This is a genomic window from Dorea acetigenes, assembly GCF_025567385.1.
In the GTDB taxonomy this organism is placed as follows: domain Bacteria; phylum Bacillota; class Clostridia; order Lachnospirales; family Lachnospiraceae; genus Claveliimonas; species Claveliimonas acetigenes.
The window spans coordinates 1-24,342 of sequence record NZ_JAOQJU010000033.1 but is presented as its reverse complement, the minus strand read 5'-3'; the positions used below and the strand labels follow the sequence as shown (position 1 = coordinate 24,342).

Below are 24,342 nucleotides of genomic sequence, written 5' to 3'. Positions count from 1 at the left end.
GCGAATGGCGCGGGCTGAACTGTTACTATATAGTTTCCTTCTTGCATAATGATGCAGGATGGCAGTATAATTGGGAAAGACAAGTTGTGGAGAGGAATATAGAAGATGACGATTATATTGCCGGAGAAAGTAAATACGATTATTCATACATTACAGGAGCACGGATACGAAGCTTATGCAGTCGGCGGATGTGTGCGGGATTCGGTTCTTGGGAGAGAGCCGGAAGACTGGGACATTACGACGTCGGCGCTGCCGGAAGAGACGAAGGCGTTATTTCGGCGGACCTTTGATACCGGAATTGAGCATGGCACGGTAACCGTGCTCCTGGACAAAGAAGGGTTTGAAGTAACAACCTATCGGATTGATGGGAAGTACGAAGACAGCCGTCACCCAAAGGAGGTCAAATTTACCCGGAATCTCAGGGAAGATCTCCTAAGACGGGACTTTACAATCAATGCCATGGCATACAATGACAAGGATGGGCTGATAGATATATTCGGCGGCATGGAAGACTTGAACGCCGGTGTAATCCGCTGTGTGGGGAATGCTGTGGAGCGGTTTTCGGAAGATGCTTTGCGGATTCTGCGGGGCGTACGGTTTGCAGCACAGTTGGGATTTACTATAGAAGAAGCGACAGAGGAAGGGATGAGGAAGCTTGCTCCGACGCTTCAGAATATCAGTGCGGAGCGGATTCAGGCGGAGCTTGTGAAGATGCTGGTATCTCCAAGGCCGGATATGCTGCGTACAGCATATGACCTGGGGATTACGAAGGAGTTTTTGCCGGAGTTTGACAGGCTGATGGTGACGGAGCAGGAGACGCCGCACCATATGTACAATGTGGGAGAACATACGCTTCATGCGCTTATGAATATCCGTGCGGATAAGGTTCTCAGGCTTACCATGCTTCTGCATGACATGGGGAAGCCGGATTATAAGACGGTGGATGCGGACGGGGTGGCACATTTTAAAAAGCACGCGTTGAAGAGCGAGGAGATTGCAAGGACCGTGCTGCGGCGCCTGAAATTTGACAATGATACGATCCATAAAGTGACGAAGCTGGTACTGTACCATGATTACCGGATGCCGGCCACGGCGCGGAATGTCAGGCGTGCCATGAATAAGATCGGAAAGGAGCTTTTTCCGCTGTATCTGGAAGTGCGGCGGGCGGATATGCTGGCACAGAGCGATTATCTGCGGGAAGAGAAGCTGAGAAATATTGACGAAACGGCAGAGTTATACAGGGAAATTCTGCAGAAGGGGCAGTGCGTGACATTAAAAGAGCTGGCAGTGACCGGAAGCGACTTGATTGCGGCGGGCATGAAGCCTGGAAAAGAGCTCGGCAGGATACTGGAGTATTTTCTGGAAGTGGTTATGGAAGAGCCGGACAGAAATACGAAGGAGGAACTTCTTAAGCTTCTGGAAGAGCAGAGACAGAACCTGAAATAAATAATCATAATCTCATTCCCTGCATCATACATTGAAAAGAACATGTAAGGTGCAGGGGATGTGTATGCAAGATTATGAATTAGCGATACTGGAGAAGTATCATATAAATGTGAAGAGCACCCGTAAAACAAGGGGTGCGTTTTTTTGCGATACGGATGAGGGGCTTCTTCTGCTCCGTGAAGCGGGAATGTCCGGGAAAAGAATTCCGGCTCTTTATAGACTGTGCGGACATCTGATCGAGCAGGGGTATATCCGGGTAGATCAGATGGTGGCAAATGAAGACGGAGAGTATGTCAGTACTTCAGAGGACGGAACCCGGTATATCCTGAAGCATTGGTTTTACGGACGTGAGTGTGATATACGGAGAAACGGGGAAGTGCTGGAAGCAGCGCGGAATTTGGCGAAGCTTCATCTTTTGATGCACGGCTGTATAGAAGGAGCAGAAGCGGGGGAGCCTTATCTGAGGGAAGAATATCTGCGTCATAACCGGGAGCTTCGCAAGGTGCGGAAATTTATGCGGGCGCAGTCACCGAAGGGAGAGTTTGAGCTGGCATTCCTGGAATGCTTTGACGCGATGTATGGATGGGCGGAGGCGGCGCTTACCTGCCTGGAAGATTTTGATTATAAAGGCTTGTACCGGGAGAGCATGGAGAAGAACAGCCTGATACATGGAGATTATAACTATCACAATATCCTGATGACTCCGGAAGGAATCGCGGTTACGAATTTTGACAGATTCCGGGGAGATGTGCAGGCGGAGGATCTCTATTATTTTCTCAGAAAGGCGATGGAGAAACATGGCTGGGATAAGAAGCTGGGAGACCATATCCTGAATGTGTATGGAGCAGTCCGCCCCATATCCGGGGAAGAGATGGAATATCTGAAGGTCAGATTTGTCTATCCGGAGAAATTCTGGAAGATAGCAGACTCCTATTATCGTTCGAATAAAGCGTGGATTTCTGTAAAAAGTGTAGAAAAGTTAAAAGTGGCGATGATGCAGACGGAAGAAAAGAAGGATTTCCTGGAAAATATTTTCTCATTCCGTCTGTAGGCAGGAGGCGGGAAGCTCTGCGCTCCGGAATCGTTACCATTCACGGCACCCCACCAGCATGCGGAATCGTGCATAATCGGGGGTTTTGTCTTGACAAACATAGGGAAAGAAGGTATAACTGTACTTAAGGGCGCCAATTGAGAATGCCGGATTTACGGAAGGCATCCTGAATCATTATATTTTATAGAAGTTGGGATTATATATCGAACAGGAGGAGGAAATAGTTCATGAACAAAACAGAATTAATAGCAGCAGTTGCTGAACAGGCAGAGTTATCTAAGAAGGATTCTGAAAAAGCTTTAAAGGCATTTGTTGACGTTGTAACAGAAGAATTAAAAAAAGGTGAGAAGATTCAGATTGTAGGTTTCGGAACTTTTGAAGTTAGTGAGAGAGCTGCAAGAGAAGGAAGGAATCCTCAGACAGGAGCTACTATGAAGATTGAGGCCTGCAAAGCGCCTAAGTTTAAAGCTGGTAAGGCTTTAAAGGATGCTGTGAATGCATAATAATCCGTTTTGAGACATGTATAATAAAGCGGCATTGTGAGGATTGCTCATAATGCCGCATTTATTTTAACATAGGAAAGTGAAAACTTAAGTTCCTCAAGAATTGAGGGAGATAGGGAGTTCGAAGCGGACTTGTCCGCTTTGTTTTTTTCGGACAGGAGGATGGTATGAGACTGGATAAGTTTTTAAAGGTATCCCGCCTGATTAAGAGACGTACAGTTGCCAACGAAGCATGTGACGCGGGAAGGGTTCTGGTAAATGGTGTTGTGGCGAAAGCTTCAACGAAGGTAAAAGCGGGAGATATTATTGAGATTCAGTTCGGCACAAAGACGGTGAAAGCGGAAGTGCTGGATATTAAGGAGACAACGAAAAAAGAAGAAGCAAAAGACTTGTTTAAATACTTGTAATATTCAGGAACAGCCTTTCATAAGATTATCAAGAAAGGTTGTGATAGCGATATGGAAGAAAAACAGATTGGCAAGGCGCATAAACTGGTAATCAATAACCGGAAAACAAGTATGGTAACGGGAGTGCTGGATGTACTGTCTTTTGATTTGAATGAGATTTTGTTGGAAACGGAACAGGGAATGCTGATGGTAAAAGGTTCGGATATGCATGTCAACCGGCTGAATCTGGAGAAGGGCGAGGTGGATCTGGCGGGAAATATCGACAGCATTGCTTATTCGGATGCCCATGTGCAGGGAAAGCAGGGCGAGAGGCTTTTCTCGAAGCTGTTCAGGTAACGCTATGCCGGGGATAGAAGAAGAAGGAATGGTATTTGTACAGGCGCTTCTTGCGGGGATGATCGTGTATTGCGCGTACAACTGCATCAGGAAATTCCGGCGGATTGTCAGGCACAGGCTTTGGGTGATTGCTGTTGAGGATGTGATTTACTGGATAGGGATTTCTCTGTTTCTGACGGTTCAGATGTATTATGCCAGTGATGGGAGCATACGCTGGTATTTTGTGCTGGGAGTGCTGCTTGGATGTGCCGGATGTGCGGTTGTTGAAAGAAGGTTAAAAAAAATTCGATAAAACTATTGAATTACCTGTGAAAAAAAGATAAGATAGAAGATGAATAAATAGTCAGGGTGAGTGTCCGGCAGGGGTACCGGATCATAGGTGAATAATTAATGGGTGGAATGGAACAAAAGAGCCGGGTGGTACGGCCAAGGAACGGAATGAATCAGCATAAGAGAAGCATTATCTGTATCAGTGCAGTCATATTGCTGTTGGCGGCAGTGGTGATTATGAGCAGCGTATCTCTTTCTGCAAAGAATAAGTCTTACATCGCGCAGGAGAAGGAACTGAAGGCGCAGATCGCGGAAGAAGAGAAGCGGACGGAAGAGATTGACGAGCTGGAAGAGTATGTGGAGACGGACGAGTACATAGAACAGGTCGCAAAGGATAAGCTTGGACTGGTCCATGAGAATGAGATTTTATTTCGGGCGAATTAATAGAATAGAAAGAACGAAAGAAAAGCTTTGGGAAGATTTCCTGAGGCTTTTTTATATAACAGGAAATTCCACCGGAATCCTATTGTATGAATCTGAACGGGAGGGAATTATGAATCCATACGTAATACAAATGGACAGGTTTGCACAGTCTCTTAAACATCTGTCAGAGACGTTCTTAAGCCTGGAGGAATATAAAGGTGCGTTTACAAAAGATGAAGTAGAAGAGATGTTCCTGCGGGTATCGGAGAGTGTCTGTGAAGGATGCGAGAAGAAAGAGTGGTGCCTTAAGGAGAATCGAAGTGGGACGCGTCAGATGGTATATGAAATCCTTTGTACGGTGGAGGATTACGGCGCGGAGCTGAATATAGAAGTGAAAAGAAAGCTTCAGAAAAGGTGTGTTCGGGCACCGCGCTTTTTGCGCGAGACGCTGGAGGTCTTCGGGGACGCGAAGCAGAAGCTTCTCTGGAATAACCGGATTGTCCAGAACCGGGAAGGGTGTGCAGTGCAGCTCACGGAATTTGCCAGAATCATACAGCATGCTACCAGAGAACTGGATGCCGGTATTTTTTCAGACGAGCATCTTGAAAAACGCATAAGAGCCAGGATGAAGCATATAGGAGTGAAACTGCTCAGCAGTGTTTTCTTTATGACGGAACAGGGCAGGTATGAAATCCATTTGACAGTAAAGGCGGTGAAGGGACAGTGCGTGACATCGAAGGAAGTGGCAGAGGCGCTTTGTGCGGCGGTGAACCGCAAGATGCTTTTAAAGCCCGGGGAGAGGCAGAACGTCGGAGGAGAGTACTGCGTACTGGTGTGTATAGAAGGTCCTGCGTTTTATACCATGCAGGGAGTGGCGAAGATTGGGAAGGGCTGCGAAAAAATATCCGGGGATACTTTTTCCATGACAAAACTTCCGGGGGTAAAAGAGGCAGTGGTGCTGTCAGACGGGATGGGATCCGGGGAGGAAGCTTTTAAAGAGAGCGCACGGGTGGTAGAGATGCTGGAAGAGCTTCTGGAGGCCGGATTCCCGGTGGAGACGGCAATCCAGATGATGAATACGGCGCTGGTGATTGGCAGAGAAGAAGTAAGATTCTCCACGGTGGATATGTGTGTGTTTGATTTGTATGAGGGGAGCTGCGAGCTGGTGAAGGCGGGCGCTTCTGCAACCTTTATCCGTTATGCAGACCATGTGGAAAAGATTGTTTCTTCCACGCTTCCCATTGGTGTGGTGCAGAATATAGAGATAGACAGGATGAAAAGGGAATTATCGGATGGAGATTTTGTGATTATGATGACGGACGGTGTGTTGGATGCCCTTCCCGTGGGAGAGCAGGAGGCACTTATGAGTATGTTTATCGGGGGAACCGGCATGAATAATCCCAAAGAGCTGGCGCATCATATCCTGGAACAGGTGCTGGAATGGACCGGAGAAGAGCCGCTGGATGATATGACGGTAATTGCAGTGGGGATTTGGAGCGTGTAGTCTTGCTTTTTTCACAGAAATTCTATATATTAGACAGAAAGAAGAAAAAGAAGACGGGACAGAAGACATGTATGAGAAAGTGAAGCAGTATGCTGCAGAATGGGACATGCTTGGGCAGTCAGACCATGTAATTACAGGCGTATCGGGAGGAGCGGATTCCATATGCCTTCTTTGTATGCTTATAAAACTTGGAAGGGAACTGGGGTTTACAATCACGGCGGTTCACATCAATCACGGACTGCGCGGGGACGCAGCGGATGCTGATGAGCGGTATGTGCGGGAGTTCTGCGAAAGCAGAGGCGTGCCGCTTGTGGTCAGGCACGTGGATGTGGCGGCTCTGGCGGCAGAAAGGGGCATGTCAGAGGAAGAAGCCGGGAGGTGCGTGCGCAGAGATGCTTTTGAGAAAGTGATGGAGGAGCGGGGCGGAACGAAGATTGCCCTGGCGCACCATATGAATGATAATGTGGAGACACTTTTCCACAATATTGCCAGGGGGACCGGCCTTCGGGGACTTGGCGGAATGCGGCCGGTGAAAGGAAGGTATATCCGACCACTGCTGTGCGTGAAGCGGGAGGAAATAGAGGGATATTTGAGAAAAAATAATATAGAATATTGTATAGACCAGACCAATTTTCACGATACTTATACGAGGAACCGGATCCGGAACCATGTGATTCCTTATATGGAGCGGGAAGTAAACGGCAAAGTGGCAGAACATGCCTGTGAGCTGATGGAGCAGATGCAGAATCTGTATGGTTTCATTGAAACACAAGTGGATGCATATGATAGGTTGTGTACCCAAAAAGAACCCGAAGGGATCCGGATTGATGCGGAAGCCTTTCGCGGCATGCCGGAAGCGCTGAGGCCTTATCTTTTGCAGCGTGTTCTGGAACGGGTGTCCGGGAAAGAACGGGATATTGAAGGAATCCATCTGCGGATTCTGGAGCAGCTTTTTGACAGGCAGACAGGAAAGCGGCTGTCGCTGCCGTACCATATGACGGCGGTTAGAAGCTATGAAGGCGTTCTGATAAAAAGAAGCGGCGCGGGAGACGAAGGGGCGGAGCAAACCGGAGAAACGGGAGAGCTTCCGGCAGATATTTCCTGTAGGATATTTGAAAACAAGGGACTTACGAATGCATTTCCCCAAAAAGGCTACACGAAATGGTTTGATTATGATATAATTAAAAATAGTCTGGTTATTAGGAACCGGCGTGCCGGAGACCGGATTGTCATTGACAGCCGGGGAGGCAGCCAGAAGCTGAAAGACTATTTTATTAATGAGAAAATACCAAGAGAAGAGCGGGACCGGATATGGCTTCTGGCGGACGGCAGCGACATCCTGTGGATCGTCGGGTACCGGCAGAGCAGAAAATATCAGGTGTCAGAAAGTACGAAGCGGATATTGGAAATCAAAATTAACGGAGGAAGAACAAATGGCAGAATCGATCAGAGTGTTGGTGTCGGAGGAGAAAATCGTTAAAAGGATTATGGAGCTGGGAGCGAAGATCAGCGAGGATTATGCCGGAAAAAGCGTGCATTTAATCTGTGTTCTGAAGGGAGGCGCTCCCTTTATGTGTGAGCTTGCAAAGAGAATTACGGTTCCCGTATCCATGGATTTTATGAGTGTGAGCAGCTATGGGAATAACACTTCATCCAGCGGGATTGTGAAAATCGCGAAGGATTTGGATGAGCCGCTGGAGGGGAAGGATGTCCTGATTGTAGAGGATATTATCGATTCGGGAAGGACACTTTATTATCTTATGCAGCTTCTTGAGAAGAGGAAACCGGCAAGCATGAAGATCTGTACGCTTCTTGACAAGCCAGAGAGAAGAGAGCGGGATGTGAAAGTGGAGTATACCGGTTTTAATATACCGGATAAATTTGTTGTAGGATATGGACTTGATTATGCACAGAAATATAGAAATCTGCCATACATTGGTGTTGTAGAAGGCGTGGAATAGAAAGGGGTATAGGATTGAACGATAGAAGAAACAGAGGGCTGAATGGCCTTACATTGATGTTATTTGTCATTGCCCTGTTTGCTATCCTGTGGTTTACGAATCAGATCGATCAGAGAGAAAAGGAAATCAGCTACAAAGAGTTCTGTTCTCTGATTGAGGATGGCGAGGCGGCGAATGTTCTGGTGGTACAAAACAAGAGTGTGCCGACGGGACGAGTGGATGTTGAAGTAAAGCAGGACGTAGAAGACGGAAGCGTCCGCAGTCTTTATGTATCGGATGTGAATGAAATTCAGCAGTATCTGAAGGAGCAGGGCGTAGAGTATGAAGTGTCGGATGTGCCGCAGGATAATTGGTTTGCTACGGCGATTGTCCCTTCGCTTCTTATGCTTGCAGGGATTTTCCTGATTTTCTTTATGATGAACCGGCAGGGCGGCGGCGCCAACACTAAGGCGATGAACTTCGGGAAAAGCCGTGCAAGGCTCTCCACGGAGAATGATAAGAAAGTGACTTTTGACCAGGTGGCCGGGCTGCATGAGGAAAAGGAAGAGCTGGAAGAGATCGTAGATTTCCTGAAGTCTCCGAAGAAATATATTCAGGTAGGGGCAAGAATCCCGAAGGGAGTCCTTCTGGTAGGCCCTCCGGGAACCGGTAAAACATTGCTTGCCAAGGCAGTAGCCGGAGAGGCGGGCGTGCCGTTCTTTACCATTTCCGGTTCTGATTTTGTGGAGATGTTTGTTGGTGTAGGTGCTTCCAGGGTGAGAGATTTGTTCGAGGAAGCGAAAAAGAATGCTCCGTGTATTATTTTTATTGATGAAATTGACGCAGTGGCAAGACGCAGAGGCACCGGAATGGGTGGCGGCCATGATGAGAGAGAGCAGACGCTGAACCAGCTTCTTGTTGAGATGGATGGTTTTGGTGTGAATGAAGGCATCATCGTGATGTCTGCGACGAACCGTGTGGATATTCTTGATCCGGCCATTCTTCGTCCGGGACGTTTTGACAGGAAGGTTACGGTGGGCCGGCCGGATGTAAAGGGAAGAGAAGAAATCCTGAAAGTCCATGCCAAGGGGAAACCTCTGGGTGATGATGTAGATCTTAAGCAGATTGCGCAGACGACGGCCGGATTTACCGGAGCAGATTTGGAAAATCTTCTGAATGAATCTGCAATTCTGGCTGCAAAGGAAAACAGGGTATATGTTACACAGAAGGATATCCGCCATGCATTTGTGAAGGTGGGGATTGGCGCAGAGAAGAAGAGCCGGATTATTTCCGAGAAGGAAAAGAAGATTACGGCATATCATGAGGCGGGGCATGCGATCTTGTTCCATGTTCTCCCGGATGTGGGGCCGGTGTACAGTGTGTCGATTATACCTACCGGTACCGGGGCGGCGGGCTATACAATGCCGCTGCCGGAGAAGGATGAGATGTTCAATACGAAAGGGAAGATGCTTCAGGATATTACGGTTGCTCTGGGCGGACGTGTTGCAGAGGAAGAAGTATTTGATGATATTACGACAGGAGCTTCCCAGGATATTAAGCAGGCAACCAGCTATGCAAAATCTATGGTTATGAAATATGGTATGTCAGAAACTCTGGGGCTGATTAATTATGATAACGACAGTGATGAAGTATTTATCGGCCGGGATCTTGCTCATACTTCCAGAGGATATGGAGAACAGGTGGCAGGCACAATTGACCAGGAAGTGAAGCGGATTATTGATGAATGCTATGAAAGGGCAAGACATATTATCAGAAAATACAATCAGGTATTAGAGGCGTGCGCTGCCCTTCTTCTGGAGAAAGAAAAGATTACCAGAGAGGAATTCGAGGCTTTGTTTGCGGAACTTGAAGTGTCAGAGGTATAAGATTGAGTGGTGGATAGATGAATAGAGAAGCATTGTTTTGTGACGGGACGGGAAGTTATGTGTTCCCGCCGGAACCGGCGCCGGGGCAGAAGATAGTATTGCAGTTCCGCACAGCGGCAGGCGACGCGGAAAATGTGCTGCTGCTTGTGAATGGCTGCGGCTATGAGATGGAGAGGAAGAACACTTCCGGAAAATTTGATTATTATGCGATTACCTGGAGATTGGAAAAAGAAATGTTCCGGTATAGTTTTCAGATATTCGGAAAGGATGAGGTGCTGCATTATAACCAGTGTGGTGTGTCTGAGGAAGAAAATGAAGCCTATGCATTTGAAATCATGCCGGGATTCTACACACCGGACTGGGCAAAAGGGGCGGTGATGTACCAGATTTTTACGGACCGTTTCTATAATGGAGATCCCGAAAATGACGTGGTGGATCGTGAATACATTTACATCGGAGAACCCTGTACACAGGTAAAAGATTGGGAGAAATATCCTGCGTCAATGGGGGTGCGTGAGTTTTATGGTGGAGATCTGCAGGGGATCATGGATAAACTGGATTATCTCCAGGATCTGGGAATAGAGGTAATTTATTTAAATCCTCTTTTTGTGTCGCCCTCTAACCATAAGTATGATATACAGGATTATGATTATATTGATCCGCATTTCGGGAAAATCGTGGAGGATGGCGGCGAAATCCTGCCGCAGGGCAGCAGGGACAATATCTCGGCGACAAAATTCCAAAAGCGGGTTACGGATAAGAAGAATCTGGAAGCAAGCAACCAGTTATTTATCAAGCTGGTAGAAGAGATTCACAGCCGTGGGATGCGCGTTATCCTGGACGGGGTATTTAATCATTGCGGCTCTTTTAACAAATGGATGGACCGGGAGCGGATTTATGAGCGTCAGGAAGGGTATGAGAGCGGCGCTTATATTTCGGCAGACAGTCCTTACAGGGATTTCTTTCAGTTTTTCAAGAATCAGGACTGGGATTGGCCGTACAATCCCAATTATGATGGTTGGTGGGGACATGATACGCTGCCTAAGCTGAATTATGAAGGCTCAAAGAAACTGGAAGAATATATTATCAACATTGGCAGGAAATGGGTATCCCCTCCTTATAATGTAGATGGCTGGCGCTTGGATGTGGCGGCAGATCTGGGACATACGCCGGATTATAACCATAAGTTCTGGAAGAAGTTCCGGCGCGCAGTCAAAGAAGCGAACCCGGACGCATTAATTCTGGCAGAACACTACGGAGATCCACAGGCGTGGCTGCGGGGCGACGAGTGGGATTCGGTTATGAACTATGATGCTTTCATGGAGCCGGTCACCTGGTTTTTGACCGGAATGGAGAAGCACAGCGATGAGTGGCGGCCGGAAATGTGCGGCAATGTGGAGAATTTTATGCTGGCAATGTCCCATCATGTATCCAGGATGCTGACCCCTTCCCGGCAGGTTGCCATGAATGAGCTGTCGAATCATGACCATTCCAGGTTTCTGACAAGAACAAACCATGTTGTAGGCAGAGTGGCGAACCTAGGGCCGGAAGCGGCGAACCGGAATGTGAATCCGGCAATCATGCGGGAAGCGGTGGTGATGCAGATGACCTGGGTTGGAGCACCGACGATTTATTATGGGGATGAAGCTGGTGTGTGTGGATTTACAGATCCGGATAACCGAAGGACGTACCCGTGGGGGAAGGAAGATAAAGAACTGTTAGAGTTCCACCGGGAGATGATTCGGATCCATTCAGATAATGAGGCGTTCCGGACCGGTTCTATAAAAGAACTGTACTGGGAGAATCAGGTAATTGCTTATGGAAGATTCCTGGATAATGATCAGTTTGTTATCATCATTAATAACAGTGATGAGTTAAAAGAAATCCATATTCCCGTGTGGCTTGCGGAGGTTCCGATGCAAGGCGGCATGAGAAGGTTGATATACAGCTATGAGAATGGATATACGGTAGAGCATGAAGAATACCATATTAAGGATGGCGAGATTGTAGTGAATATGGGAAGCCATTCGGCGCTGGTGTTAAAGACACTGGAGTTTTAATGCGTGAAGCCGGCGGTCATTGACCGCCGGCTTCTATCCCATTATTTTGTCAGCACTTCCGCCCCGTCTTCTGTTATCAGCACCATGTATTCCACTTGAGCGGAGAGGCCGTCATCAATTGTATATACCGTCCAGCCATTATCTTCGTCAATAAAGAAATCGGGGCTGCCTTCGTTAATCATCGGCTCAATAGTGAACATCATGCCCGGGACCAGAACCATTTCACTTCCCTTGGGAGTTACGTAGCTGACGAAGGGATCTTCGTGGAAAGCCAGCCCGATGCCGTGGCCGCCGATATCTTCTACCACGGAATATCCATTTGCGCGGGCGTGGGTATTGATTGCATAGGCGATGTCCCCCAGATGTCCCCATGGTTTTGCTTCCTTAAGTCCCAGTTCGACACATTCTTTCGTGACACGGACAAGCTTGTCTGCTTCAGGAGAGATGTTCCCGATGGTGAACATGCGGGAAGCGTCGGAGAAATAGCCGTCTAATATAGTAGAGACATCTACATTAATAATATCCCCTTCTTCCAGAAATTCATTTTCATCGGGAATTCCGTGGCAGATGACATTGTTAATGGAGGTGCATACGCTTTTGGGAAAGCCTTCGTAATTTAAAGGCGCCGGGATTCCGCCGTGAGCGGTGGTAAAGTCGTAGACTAATTTGTCAATCTCGGCGGTACTCATACCGGCGCGGATGTGGGCTGCCACATGGTCTAGAACAGCGGTGTTGAGAGCGGCACTTTTTTTAATCGCTTCTATCTGCTGCGGTGTTTTTAAAAGGCTCCTGTCGGGGACAATCTGTCCTTTTGCGGCAAGCGTCCACAGTTTTATATCTAATTTATCCATATCTATTTTCCGCCTTTCTGCTTTTTACTGCTATAAAATTTTTTATCCCATACATTATATACCTTTTGAGGGAAAATAAATAGTGTATTCTTGTGCCCGTGAAGAAAAAGGAGTATAATTACAAGTAATCATTGAAAAGCGAAAGGAGTGGAATTATGTTACGAATTGGAATGCTTACAAGCGGAGGCGACTGCCAGGCGCTCAATGCGGCTATGCGCGGTGTTGTAAAAGGTGTTTTCTCAAAAAGGGATGATGTTGAGATATATGGCTTTCAGGAAGGCTATAAGGGCTTGATTTATTCTAATTTTAAAATGCTGACGTCCAGAGATTTTTCCGGTATTCTTACGGTTGGAGGCACGATTCTCGGGACATCCAGGCAGCCATTTAAGTTAATGCGCGTGCCGGATAAGGACGGGATTGATAAAGTGGAGGCAATGAAACACACTTATCACAAGCTGAATCTGGACTGTCTGGTAGTTCTTGGAGGAAACGGAACGCATAAGACGGCGAATCTGCTTCGGGAAGAAGGGTTGAATGTGATTACCCTGCCGAAGACGATTGATAATGACCTTTGGGGGACGGATATGACGTTTGGTTTCCAGAGTGCGGTGGATATTGCGACGGATACGATTGACAGAATCCATACGACAGCTACATCTCACAGCCGTGTATTTATTGTTGAGGTTATGGGGCACAAGGTAGGATGGGTAACGCTTCATGCCGGTATTGCGGGCGGCGCGGATATCATTTTGCTTCCGGAGATTCCATATGACATTGATGTGGTGGTTGATGCAATTAACAAGCGTGCGAAGGCGGGAAAGAATTTTACGATTATCGCTGTGGCGGAAGGAGCAATTTCCAAATCAGATGCGAAGCTTTCTAAAAAAGAACTGAAGGCGAAGATGGCAAAGAAGACCTATCCGTCTGTTGCTTATGAGATTGCGGAGAAAATCCAGAAAAGAACCAACCAGGAAGTTCGTATTACTGTTCCGGGACACACCCAGAGGGGCGGTTCACCGTGTCCGTATGACCGTGTGCTTTCTACAAGGTTGGGAGCTGCGGCAGCGAACCTTATCCTGAAGAAGGAATTCGGTTACATGGTAGGGATTAAGAACGGAAATATTGTCAAGGTACCGCTTGGGGAAGTTGCAGGTAAGCTGAAATATGTAGAGCCGGATTCTGACATTATTCAGGAAGCGAAGATGACGGGAATCAGCTTTGGCGATAAATAGTCAATGGGTACCGGATGTATTTAAAAATATTGTAATGGGGAGTGTAACATATGGGATATACAGCGTTGTATCGGAAGTTCCGTCCGAGTAAGTTTGAAGATGTAAAAGGGCAGGACGCAATCGTAACAACACTGAAAAATCAAATAAAGGCAGGACGTATCGGCCATGCTTATCTTTTCTGTGGAACCAGAGGGACAGGCAAAACTACGGTGGCGAAGATATTTGCCAGGGCGGTGAATTGTGAACATCCGGAGGATGGCGGCCCGTGCGGGGAATGTAAAATGTGCCGGACCATTTCTTCGGGCGCTTCCATGAATGTTATTGAGATAGATGCGGCTTCCAATAATGGTGTGGATAATATCCGTGAAATCAGAGAGGAGGTTGCATACCGTCCGACGGAAGGAAAGTATAAAGTTTATATCATTGACGAGGTACACATGCTTTCCATCGGAGCGTTCAACGCGCTTCTGAAAACACTGGAGGAACCGCCGGAATATGTAATCTTTATTCTGGCGACGACAGAAGCCCACAAAATCCCGGTGACGATTCTCAGCAGATGCCAGAGATATGACTTCAAGCGGATTTCTATTGAGACGATTTCTGCCAGGCTGCAGGAACTGATCGAAAAGGAAGGGCTGGATGTGGAGGAAAAAGCAGTCCGCTATATTGCAAGGATGGCGGATGGTTCCATGCGTGATGCATTAAGTCTTCTGGATCAGTGCGTTGCTTTTTATATCGGAGAGAGGCTGACCTATGACCATGTGCTGGAAGTGCTTGGGGCAGTAGACACCGATGTGCTGGGGAAGCTTCTTGACAGGCTTCTTGACGGGGACGTTAAGAAGGTGATAGAGACGGTGGACGAGCTTGTGATGCAGGGAAGGGAACTGTCACAGCTGGCTTCGGATTTTACCTGGTATCTGAGAAATCTGTTGTTGATTAAAAGCTCCGACAATATGGAAGATGTGCTGGATGTGTCGACAGAGAATCTTGCCCGTATGAAGGAAGAGGCGCAGAGGATAGAGGCGGATGAATTATTCCGGTATATACGGATTTTTTCAGACCTGACGAATCAGATGAAATATGCAACACAAAAGAGAGTCCTTTTTGAAGTGACGCTGATTAAAATTGCAAAACCGCAGATGGAGACGAATCCGGATTCTCTGCTGCAGCGGATACGGGCGATGGAGGCGGAGCTTGCAGAGAAGCTTGCACAGATTTCGGCTGGAGATGGCGGAAGGATGGTGTATGCTGCAAAGGAACAGGAGGAACCGGCGGAAAAAAGGAAGCCGGAGCTTCCCAAAGCTCTGACGGAAGATGTGAAAGCGGTCGCACAGAATTTTCGTGTGATTACGGAAGATGCATCTGCGATGCTTCGGATGTATCTGAAGAATGCAAGACTGAGTGTGGGTGAAAATGATCGGCTCATCCTTGTTATGCCGGACGAAATGGGGGCAAGTGTAGTAGGAAGCCCGCAGCACAAGGAAGAAATTGTACAACTGATAGAGAAGAAGATCGGGAAGACGATGGAGATTGAAGTGCGTGCGGTAGAAGACGGCCACCGATTTGAAGATAGTTTTGTGGATATAGAAAAAGTAGTCAATATGGATATTATAGTAGAAGACGAATAGAAGGAGGAGATACCCATGGCGAAACGTGGAGGATTCCCGGGAGGCGGAATGCCGGGAAATATGGCAAATCTTATGAAACAGGCGCAGAAGATGCAGCGCCAGATGGAAGAACAGGCGAAGGAAATGGAAACGAAAGAGTTTACAGCAGCCGCAGGAGGCGGGGCTGTGGAGGTTACGGTTTCCGGAGCGAAGAAATTATTAAAGGTACATTTAAATGAAGAGGTTGTGGATCCGGATGATATCGAGATGCTGGAGGATCTGATTGTTGCCGCGGTGAATGAGGCTATGGAGAAAGCGGATGCGGAGTCGGCGTCTGCGATGTCTAAGTTTACCGGCGGGATGGGCGGCACGATGCCGGGATTGTTCTGACATAGGCAGTTCGAGGCGGATTTGTCCGCTTTGTTCAGACAGAAGATGTTTAAGGGGAGACATGGATGGATTACTACAGTAAACAGATCACGAAATTGATAGAGCAGTTCTCAAGGCTTCCGGGAATCGGACCAAAGTCAGCGCAGAGGCTGGCATTTCATCTGATTCATATGCCGAAAGAGCAAGTGCAGGAGCTGGCATCTGTTATGGTTGAAGCCAGGGAGAATGTCAGATATTGTTCTCAGTGTTATACACTGACAGATCAGGAAGTCTGCCCGATCTGCAGTAATGCGGCGCGGGATCATAAGACGATTATGGTGGTGGAGAATACCAGAGACCTTGCGGCTTATGAGAAGACCGGAAAATATGAAGGCGTTTATCACGTGCTCCATGGAGCAATTTCGCCTATGCTGGGGATTGGACCCGGAGATATCAAACTAAAGGAGCTTATGGAGAGACTGCAGGGAGATGTGAATGAAGTAATTATTGCGACCAATTCCAGCCTGGAGGGCGAGACGACGGCGATGTACATCAGTAAATTGATTAAGCCGACCGGAATCAAGGTGAGCAGGATTGCCAGCGGAGTGCCGGTGGGCGGAGATTTGGAGTATATAGACGAGGTGACGCTGCTGCGCGCGCTGGAAGGGCGAACCGAGATATAAAAAAAGTATGATTTATAGGAGCAATATTGTTGACCGAAAGACCTTTCATAATATATAATTTTATATAAGAGAGTAAAAGAACGGCTGCGTTCTAAGGAGGGAAAAAAATGAAGTTTTTTATTGACACAGCGAAAGTGGAAGATATCAAAAAGGCGAACGATATGGGTGTTATCTGTGGCGTTACCACGAACCCGTCGTTAATTGCGAAAGAAGGGCGTGTTTTTGAAGAGGTAATCGCTGAGATTGCATCTATCGTAGATGGACCGATCAGTGGGGAAGTAAAAGCTACGACAACGGATGCGGAAGGAATGATTGAAGAAGGACGTGCAATTGCGGCAATCCATCCGAATATGGTCGTTAAGATCCCTATGACGCCGGAAGGGCTGAAAGCATGTAAACAGCTTACCAAAGAAGGGATTAAGACGAATGTGACCCTTGTTTTCACTGCTAACCAGGCACTTCTTGCAGCAAGAGCGGGTGCAACTTATGTATCGCCGTTCCTGGGACGTCTGGATGATATTTCCGTAAGGGGAGTGGATCTGATTGCAGAAATCGCCCAAATCTTTGATGTGGCAGGAATTGACACGCAGATTATCGCGGCAAGCGTGCGTAATCCTATCCACGTAACAGACTGTGCTCTTGCGGGCGCAGACATTGCGACGGTGCCATACGCTGTGATTGAGCAGATGACGAAGCATCCGTTGACCGATGCAGGTATCGCGAAGTTCCAGGCAGATTACAAAGCTGTTTTCGGAGAGTAAATCCCGGACTGCGGCTTTAGTATAATAAAGAAGTAAAAATCAGGAGGCATTTTCATGAACAAATTAGAATTAATGAAGACTGCAAATGAAGTGCGCAAGGGTATTGTGACGGCAGTACATAGCGCAAAATGCGGTCATCCGGGCGGTTCTCTTTCCGCAGCAGACATTTATACCTATCTTTTCTTTGAAGAGATGAATGTAGATCCGGCAGACCCGAAGAAGGCAGATCGTGACCGTTTCGTTCTTTCCAAAGGGCACACAGCGCCAGGGTATTATTCTACATTGGCGAACAGAGGGTTCTTCCCGGTAGAAGATCTGACAACTCTGCGTAAGATGGGATCTTATCTGCAGGGACATCCGGATATGAAGCATATCCCGGGTGTAGATATGTCATCCGGTTCCCTTGGACAGGGAATTTCTGCAGCAGTGGGTATGGCTATTTCTGCAAAATTATCCGGTGATGATTACCGTGTATATACGCTGCTTGGAGATGGAGAGATCCAGGAAGGGCAGGTATGGGAAGCATCCATGCTTGCAGCGCACAGAAAGCTGGACAACCTGGTAGTAATTGTGGATAATAATAATCTTCAGATTGACGGACCAATCAGTGAAGTAAATTCTCCATATCCGATCGACAAGAAGTTCGAGGCATTCAACTTCCATGTAATCAACATTGACGGACATGATTTTGATGCAATCGCGGCTGCATTCAAGGAAGCAAGAGAAACGAAGGGACAGCCGACGGCGATTATCGCTAAGACGACGAAGGGTAAAGGAGTATCCTTCATGGAGAACCAGGCATCCTGGCATGGAGCAGCTCCGAATGACGAGCAGTATGCAGTTGCTATGGCAGATTTAGAGAAAGTAGGTGAAGCATTATGTCAGATGTAAAGAAAATTGCAACAAGAGAAAGTTATGGTAATGCTTTAGTAGAATTAGGAAAGAAGCATGAAGATGTTGTAGTTCTGGACGCGGACCTTGCTGCAGCTACAAAGACGGGTGTGTTCAAGAAAGCGTTCCCGGAACGTCATATTGACTGCGGTATTGCAGAATGTAATATGATGGGCGTTGCGGCCGGTATCGCAACAACAGGAAAGGTTCCATTTGCAAGCTCCTTTGCAATGTTTGCGGCAGGACGTGCTTTCGAGCAGGTGCGTAATTCTATCGGATATCCGAAATTGAATGTAAAAATCGGCGCAACCCACGCTGGTATTTCTGTAGGTGAAGATGGTGCTACACATCAGTGTAACGAAGATATTGCCCTTATGCGGACAATTCCGGGAATGGTTGTTATCAATCCTTCTGATGATATTGAAGCGAAAGCAGCCGTAGAGGCAGCCTATGAGCATGTAGGTCCTGTATACCTTCGTTTTGGAAGACTTGCAGTTCCGGTAATCAATGACAATCCGGATTACAAATTCGAACTCGGCAAAGCTGTAACATTAAAAGAAGGAACAGATGTAACGATTATCGCATCAGGACTTCCGGTTCCGGAAGCGCTTGCAGCAGCAGAAAAGCTTGCGGCAGACGGAATCAGTGCAGCAGTTATTAATATGCACACAATCAAACCTTTGGATGAGGAAGTTGTGATTAAGGCGGCAGAGACGACAGGAAAGATTGTTACGGTAGAAGAACACTCTATTATCGGCGGTCTGGGAAGCGCGGTATGCGACGTTGTTGCAGAAAAAGCACCGGCAAAGGTTATGAAGATTGGTATCAATGATGTATATGGCGAATCCGGACCGGCGGTAGAGCTGGTTAAGAAATATGGTCTGGATGCAGACAGTATTTATGCAAAAGTAAAGGAATTCTGCAAATAAATTGCAGAACAGAAAAATAAAAAGAGCACGGCGGCAGCTGTGCTCTTTTGCACTATTTGGGGGCAGACTTTAACAGTTCGTCAGCAGTAACGTGAAAGTATTTGGCGAGAGCGTATAATTCATAGTCGGGGACAAAGCGTTTACCCTGCTCAATGCGCAGGATAGTAAGATCGCTGAAATCATACCCCATTAGCTGTAATTTTTCAGCCAGCTCTTTCTGCGTAAGATTATGTTTTTTTCGCAAGGCTCTGACAGAAGGGCCAATAATATTTTTTGAATCTCCGTTCCAGTATATTTTCATAGATGGCTCCTGATAATAATGTAGTTAAAATAAACTTCTAAAGATGAAGTAAGTTATTATTGATATTAGCCCAATTATTTGTTAAAATACTTCTAAAGATGAAGTTTCTGGCGGATTCCGTGTGATGCCTTCGAAAAGGCGAGAGGGGGGTGACGAGGATGCGTTATATCGTCCTGTCTCAGAGAGGCAGTGAAATTGTTATCGAAAAACAGGAAATAGATTACATTGAGAGAGAGAACAGAGTGACGAAGTTTTATCTGGAAGGTCAGATGATTGAAGTGGCAGAAAAACTGGCGGATGTGCAGAAGTATTTGGATCAGGACACTTTTGTGCGATGTCATAACAGCTTTATTGTCAATCTGGAAAAGATAAGAAGCTTCGGACGCTCGGAATTTATATTAAAAAATGGAAAATCCGTTCCGATAAGTCGTTCCAGATATGGAGAAGTGAGGGAAAGCTTCGTAAGATGGACTGAAATACAGGAGTAATGAAAAGAAGATGGAACAGGAATTGCTTGCTTTTGAGCGGTTTCTGAGTATAATGAAAGAGAGTAGATACATACTCTCTTTTTTCAATTTATGACGGCAGGAGCGCCGGCAGACGGCAGAAAGTGCCGAGGAGCGTCGATACGGCGGATAAATAATCGGAAACTTATCCGGACAGGCTTCACCGATTGATAAAATATGCATATTTACCGTGCTATGATAAGCAAAAATATGTGGATGAGGTGAGAGTATTATGGAAAGACAAGTTCCGAAAAACGTAAGGCAGGTTGGTAATGTAAGTGATGAACCGAAGATATATGTGGAGGATTATGTAGACACATATCTGAATCAGCTGAGAGGGCAGGCGAAGGAACATCCTGTGGGAGCATTCCTTACCGGGGATATCCAGAAGAGCGGTCAGCAAGAGTGTGTATATATTACGGGAGCAGTCCGCATACCGGATCCGGTCGGGGAGAATACAGAAATCGTAATTACAGATGAGAGCTGTCAGAAGATAAAGGAAGAGAGTGAGACGTATTTTCGGGAGGACAAGCCGGTGGGCTGGTTTTTGATTCTGCCGGAAAAGCCACTGGAAATAAACAGCAATATTACAAGAATACATGAAAAATATTTTTCACAGAAAAATAGTGTGTTCATCATGAAGGATGCATTTAGCGAAGAAGAGATATATTATGCGTATAAATACCATGAATTGATGCAGATGGGCGGACACTACATATTCTATGAGAAGAATCCGCAGATGCAGGATTATATAATCAGTACTCGCAGACAGAATGGCGTTACACCCAGTGAAGTGGTTGAGGATCGAGCTGCAAAGAATTTTCGTAGTACAATGAGAGAGCAGATGACGGGACGGGAACAGAGAACCGGAGCCCGTTTTGCTTATATGACCAGTGCGCTTCTGGTAGTTATTGTGCTTGCAATTGGTATCTCAACCATGAATAATTATGATAAAATGAATGCGGTACAGACATCGATAGAGTCTCTGTCCAAATCGGTTCAGCAGCCGGAGGGGCAGGAAGCCATAGAAAAGGCAGAGGTGACGGAAGAGGTACAGGCGGATGCTGCGGAAGCACAGGCAGATGAAGCGGAAACACAGGATGCCGGAGCGGAAGCGCAGGATACCGGACAGGAAGCGCAGGATGCCGGAGCAGGAACGCAGGATAGTTCCGGCGAAGCGGACCAGTCTGACGAGCCGGACGGAGCGCAGGACGCGGCAGACCAGGCAGAGCCTGTTACGTCTACAATACAAGAAGAGCTGAGCAGCGAAGAGTATTACGTGGTTCAGAAAGGAGATACGCTGGATCGGATCAGCCAGAAAATATACGGGACTACCGGAGAAGTAGATGCAATCTGCAGAATGAATGGATTGACGGATGGCAATCTGATTTTTATCGGGCAAAAATTATTATTACCATAGAAAAGAGGGGTGTTGATGAAACGAAAGAAGAAGGATTTGCAGGAAACGGAAAGCAGGACGAAAAGCGAAGATGAGATGCTGGATGAATTGTTAGATGAGTTAAGGCGTGAAGACAATATGGTGGAAGAGATGAAGGAACAACTGCGCCAGCGGAAGAGAAAATTCTGGCGAAAAGTAATTATCATATCATCGCTGGTGTTGTTCATTCTGGTCGGAAGTTATCTTTTGATCCATTATCAGACCTACACTTCTGCCAGAACAGTGGCAACCTATGCGACTGACGGATCAGATAATAATTATTATAAACAGTTTACGGACGGTGTGCTGCGGTACAGCAGAGATGGAATTGCGTTCCTTGACAGAAAAGGAGAAGAAAGGTGGAACCAGTCTTATCAGATAAAAACACCGCTGATTGATGTGAATGATGAGGCGGCTGCAGTTGCCGATAAAGGCGGAAATGATATTGTCGTGGTAGATAGACAGGGGTTGAAGGGTGAGATTCATACCACATTGCCCATTGAGAAAATATCGGTATCGGAGCAGGGGATTGTCAGTGCGCTTGTAAAGAATGATTCCGGTCCGTCCATCATGACTTATGATGCCATGGGAAATATTCTGGCAGAGGTAAAGACTTCTTTTTCGGGTACGGGCTATCCGCTGGACATAGGGATTTCCAAAGATGGAAAGACACTGCTGGTTTCCTACATGAGCGTGCAGAATGGGAAGACGGATACGAATATCGTCTATTATTATTTTGATGAAGCGAAAAAAGAAGACGGAGATTACAAGGTTCTGTCAGAAACTTATGAGGACATGCTGGCGCCGACGGCGTTTTTTATGAGTGATTCTGCTGCGGTAGTGGCGGGAGATGACAGAGTGCTGATTTATGATGTGAAGGAGACTCCTGAATTACAGCAGACGATTTCCCTGAATAAAAAGGTGAAAAGCGTTTTCTACAATCAGCGTTACATTGGACTGATTTTGAAAAATGAAGGGAAGGCAGGTTATGAGCTGAGGCTGTATAATGTGCAGGGGCAGGAGGTTTTGTCAGCAGACTTTACGGGCGACTATTCTAATGTTAAGCTAGACGGAAACCAGGTAATTATGTATGATGGTAAAAAATGCAGTGTATTTACCAGAAGTGGGATACACAAATTCGAGGGTGAACTGGGAAAAGATATTCTGGAGATGGTTTCAACCTTTGGTGTAAACAAGTACATCGTGATGAATGCAGACGGAATGGAAGTAGTCCGGTTTGTGAAATAAGGAGAACATATGAATTGGTTAGTGGGAGCAGCGGCAGGGTTATTTATAATCTGTGTAATCATAGGGATTTATAGAGGGGCGATTCGGATAGCGGTATCACTGGTATCAACGCTCATTACAATTGTATTAGTCTTTTTTCTAACGCCTTATGTAAGCGAAGCAATCCAGTCTAAGACCCCGGCAGAGGAAGTCATAGAAAATCAGGTAATGAAAACGATTACGGAGCTTGCTTCTTCGGCGGTTGAAGGAGCTATTGAGGATGCAGCGGGAAACAGTGCTCTGACGGAAGAACAGGTTCGCGGAGTGCTGAATGCCGCAGGAATTTCAGATGAAGAGCTTGCAGCACAGGGGATTCAGGTGGAAGATATTGTAAACGGGAAAGTTGACAGCGAAGAACTGGCAAAATATGGCATCTCCCGAAATCTCCTGGACGGCCTGAATCTGGATAGAGAAAATGCGGAAGAAACGGGAGAAGCTTTCGATATTCCCAGAGAATTACAGGAAAAGGCAATCGAGGATTCCAGTGTGCCGGATGTGCTGAAGAGCATTTTACTGGAAAATAATAATGATGCAACATATGAAAAGCTAGGAGCGGAGAGTTTTGTAAGCTACGTGGCGAAGTTCATATCCAATCTGATTGTGAATATTGTTGCCTTCTTATTTACCTTCCTGATTGTTACGATTATTTTGCGTGCGATTATCTTTGCGTTAAATGTTGTGTCAGAGCTGCCGGGAGTAGGAGTGGTGAACCGGTTGGCGGGAGGTGTTCTGGGAGCAGTCGGTGCGCTGATCATTATCTGGATTGTTTTCCTGGCAGTTACGATTTTGTATACCACGTCGTTTGGAAGAGAAGTAATTGAGCTGATTCAGGAAAATGATATATTGAGAATGATTTATGAGTATAATCCGCTCTTAAAACTGGCAGCTATGGTGCGGTAGCGGATAACAGAGGCGGCAAGTACGCATGGTGGTGGGCTGTGGTTTGATGGCTGAATAGTTACATGTTATTATCAAATTGTGTCGATATTAAAAAAGATATTAAAAAAAGGTACTTGACAATTCGGTTTGCGTGTGATAGTCTAAATAAGCTGTCGCGTGAGACAACAGGTTCAGACAGAAAATGACAGACGACGGCAAAAAAAAAATAAAAAAAGTTGTTGACAAGCGATGAAAGATGTGATAATCTAAATAAGCTGTCGCGAGGGCGACAACAAAGCAGAACCTTGATAACTGAACAATAGACAACGACCCTGAAAATTCTAAAAAGAGAAAATTCAGAGAACAGCTAAGAACTGCGCGAATGAAGCTGAGATTTAAAAAGCTTGCTTTTTGAAATTGAAGCAAATGAGCATTGGCGAAGCCAAGATGAGCGAGAAACTTTGTTTCGAACTTATAAAGCAGTTCTGGTACTTTAAAAACAGTAATAACGGGATAGGAAAGCTAGTAGTTTTCCTGAACGGAATTGAACTTGAGAAAAAGCCGCGCAAAGGTGTGGCTTTGGATAAAAGATGTTGCTCCGACAGTTCTAAGATTTGAAAAAACCAAATCAAGAACTGCGGAGCGCATAAACGCTAAGGTCTGTGAAAGACCAGACCTAAGCTTTTGTGCGAGAGTTTGATCCTGGCTCAGGATGAACGCTGGCGGCGTGCTTAACACATGCAAGTCGAACGAAGCACTTTTGATTGATTTCTTCGGAAAGA

25 protein-coding genes and 1 rRNA gene are annotated in these 24,342 nt (G+C 46.5%); 24 read left to right on the top strand and 2 right to left on the bottom strand.

Translation table 11 applies throughout. The features are described from left to right. Positions 1-105 precede the first annotated feature (105 nt). The 12 genes from OCV99_RS16125 (at position 106) to OCV99_RS16070 (ending at position 11,826) form a co-directional block, all read left to right on the top strand. The gene (locus tag OCV99_RS16125) at positions 106-1,446 is read left to right on the top strand and encodes a CCA tRNA nucleotidyltransferase (protein ID WP_158371864.1); all 1,341 of its coding nucleotides are present in this window, start codon (positions 106-108) and stop codon (positions 1,444-1,446) included. 64 nt (positions 1,447-1,510) lie between these two features. Next, a complete protein-coding gene (locus OCV99_RS16120; protein ID WP_158371862.1) occupies positions 1,511-2,497 on the top strand; it encodes a CotS family spore coat protein in 987 nt (328 codons plus the stop codon). Between the two features lie 227 nt (positions 2,498-2,724). Then, positions 2,725-3,000: an HU family DNA-binding protein gene (locus OCV99_RS16115; protein ID WP_158371860.1), complete on the top strand. Its 276-nt coding sequence runs from the start codon at positions 2,725-2,727 to the stop codon at positions 2,998-3,000. A gap of 167 nt (positions 3,001-3,167) precedes the next feature. After that, the gene (locus tag OCV99_RS16110; protein WP_158371858.1) at positions 3,168-3,407 is read left to right on the top strand and encodes an RNA-binding S4 domain-containing protein; all 240 of its coding nucleotides are present in this window, start codon (positions 3,168-3,170) and stop codon (positions 3,405-3,407) included. A 51-nt stretch (positions 3,408-3,458) separates the two neighbouring features. Beyond that, positions 3,459-3,743, top strand: coding sequence for a sporulation protein YabP (gene yabP, locus OCV99_RS16105; protein WP_158371856.1), 285 nt, complete (start codon positions 3,459-3,461; stop codon positions 3,741-3,743). Positions 3,744-3,747: 4 nt separating this feature from the next. Continuing rightward, a complete protein-coding gene (gene yabQ, locus OCV99_RS16100; protein WP_158371854.1) occupies positions 3,748-4,035 on the top strand; it encodes a spore cortex biosynthesis protein YabQ in 288 nt (95 codons plus the stop codon). 98 nt (positions 4,036-4,133) lie between these two features. After that, positions 4,134-4,457, top strand: coding sequence for an FtsB family cell division protein (locus OCV99_RS16095; protein ID WP_158371852.1), 324 nt, complete (start codon positions 4,134-4,136; stop codon positions 4,455-4,457). A 109-nt stretch (positions 4,458-4,566) separates the two neighbouring features. Beyond that, positions 4,567-5,940, top strand: a complete 1,374-nt coding sequence (locus tag OCV99_RS16090; protein WP_227192917.1) for a SpoIIE family protein phosphatase — start codon at positions 4,567-4,569, stop codon at positions 5,938-5,940. Positions 5,941-6,007: 67 nt separating this feature from the next. Next, positions 6,008-7,420, top strand: coding sequence for a tRNA lysidine(34) synthetase TilS (gene tilS / locus OCV99_RS16085; protein ID WP_158371900.1), 1,413 nt, complete (start codon positions 6,008-6,010; stop codon positions 7,418-7,420). Next, on the top strand, positions 7,374-7,901 hold the full coding sequence (hpt, locus tag OCV99_RS16080) for a hypoxanthine phosphoribosyltransferase (protein WP_158371850.1): 528 nt from the start codon (positions 7,374-7,376) through the stop codon (positions 7,899-7,901). Before tilS ends, hpt begins: the two co-directional genes overlap by 47 nt. A 14-nt stretch (positions 7,902-7,915) precedes the next feature. Next, positions 7,916-9,766 (top strand): ATP-dependent zinc metalloprotease FtsH, encoded by a 1,851-nt coding sequence (gene ftsH, locus OCV99_RS16075; RefSeq protein WP_158371848.1) that lies wholly within the window; start codon positions 7,916-7,918, stop codon positions 9,764-9,766. Positions 9,767-9,783: 17 nt separating this feature from the next. Next, positions 9,784-11,826: an alpha-glycosidase gene (locus OCV99_RS16070; protein WP_158371846.1), complete on the top strand. Its 2,043-nt coding sequence runs from the start codon at positions 9,784-9,786 to the stop codon at positions 11,824-11,826. A gap of 41 nt (positions 11,827-11,867) precedes the next feature. On the opposite strand, the gene map is transcribed toward OCV99_RS16070, so the two are convergent. Beyond that, positions 11,868-12,677, bottom strand: coding sequence for a type I methionyl aminopeptidase (gene map, locus OCV99_RS16065; protein ID WP_158371844.1), 810 nt, complete (start codon positions 12,675-12,677; stop codon positions 11,868-11,870). A gap of 155 nt (positions 12,678-12,832) precedes the next feature. Between map and OCV99_RS16060 the strand changes: the two genes are divergently transcribed. The 7 genes from OCV99_RS16060 (at position 12,833) to OCV99_RS16030 (ending at position 19,149) form a co-directional block, all read left to right on the top strand. Further along, the gene (locus OCV99_RS16060) at positions 12,833-13,909 is read left to right on the top strand and encodes a 6-phosphofructokinase (RefSeq protein ID WP_158371842.1); all 1,077 of its coding nucleotides are present in this window, start codon (positions 12,833-12,835) and stop codon (positions 13,907-13,909) included. A 50-nt stretch (positions 13,910-13,959) separates the two neighbouring features. Further along, positions 13,960-15,537, top strand: coding sequence for a DNA polymerase III subunit gamma/tau (dnaX, locus tag OCV99_RS16055; RefSeq protein WP_158371840.1), 1,578 nt, complete (start codon positions 13,960-13,962; stop codon positions 15,535-15,537). Positions 15,538-15,552: 15 nt separating this feature from the next. Then, positions 15,553-15,906: a YbaB/EbfC family nucleoid-associated protein gene (locus OCV99_RS16050; protein WP_158371838.1), complete on the top strand. Its 354-nt coding sequence runs from the start codon at positions 15,553-15,555 to the stop codon at positions 15,904-15,906. A 65-nt stretch (positions 15,907-15,971) separates the two neighbouring features. Further along, complete coding sequence (recR, locus tag OCV99_RS16045; RefSeq protein ID WP_158371836.1) at positions 15,972-16,568, top strand: recombination mediator RecR; 597 nt, start codon at positions 15,972-15,974, stop codon at positions 16,566-16,568. Between the two features lie 107 nt (positions 16,569-16,675). Continuing rightward, a complete protein-coding gene (gene fsa, locus OCV99_RS16040) occupies positions 16,676-17,329 on the top strand; it encodes a fructose-6-phosphate aldolase (RefSeq protein WP_158371834.1) in 654 nt (217 codons plus the stop codon). Positions 17,330-17,383: 54 nt separating this feature from the next. Then, entirely contained in the window at positions 17,384-18,220 is an 837-nt protein-coding gene (locus OCV99_RS16035) for a transketolase (protein WP_158371832.1), read from the top strand. Further along, positions 18,208-19,149: a transketolase family protein gene (locus OCV99_RS16030; protein ID WP_158371830.1), complete on the top strand. Its 942-nt coding sequence runs from the start codon at positions 18,208-18,210 to the stop codon at positions 19,147-19,149. Before OCV99_RS16035 ends, OCV99_RS16030 begins: the two co-directional genes overlap by 13 nt. Before the next feature lie 52 nt (positions 19,150-19,201). Here the strand turns inward: OCV99_RS16030 and OCV99_RS16025 are convergent, their stop codons facing one another. Further along, on the bottom strand, positions 19,202-19,450 hold the full coding sequence (locus tag OCV99_RS16025) for a helix-turn-helix domain-containing protein (protein WP_158371828.1): 249 nt from the start codon (positions 19,448-19,450) through the stop codon (positions 19,202-19,204). 158 nt (positions 19,451-19,608) lie between these two features. On the opposite strand from OCV99_RS16025, the gene OCV99_RS16020 reads away from it, so the two are divergent. The 5 genes from OCV99_RS16020 to OCV99_RS16000 all read left to right on the top strand — a co-directional run. Next, positions 19,609-19,938 (top strand): LytR/AlgR family response regulator transcription factor, encoded by a 330-nt coding sequence (locus OCV99_RS16020; protein ID WP_158371826.1) that lies wholly within the window; start codon positions 19,609-19,611, stop codon positions 19,936-19,938. 250 nt (positions 19,939-20,188) lie between these two features. Next, a complete protein-coding gene (locus OCV99_RS16015) occupies positions 20,189-21,376 on the top strand; it encodes a LysM peptidoglycan-binding domain-containing protein (RefSeq protein WP_158371824.1) in 1,188 nt (395 codons plus the stop codon). A 15-nt stretch (positions 21,377-21,391) separates the two neighbouring features. Next, positions 21,392-22,642: a DUF5711 family protein gene (locus tag OCV99_RS16010; protein WP_227192924.1), complete on the top strand. Its 1,251-nt coding sequence runs from the start codon at positions 21,392-21,394 to the stop codon at positions 22,640-22,642. A 9-nt stretch (positions 22,643-22,651) separates the two neighbouring features. Further along, positions 22,652-23,581, top strand: coding sequence for a CvpA family protein (locus tag OCV99_RS16005; RefSeq protein WP_158371820.1), 930 nt, complete (start codon positions 22,652-22,654; stop codon positions 23,579-23,581). 663 nt (positions 23,582-24,244) lie between these two features. Then, positions 24,245-24,342 (top strand): 16S ribosomal RNA (locus OCV99_RS16000); the annotation flags it as partial.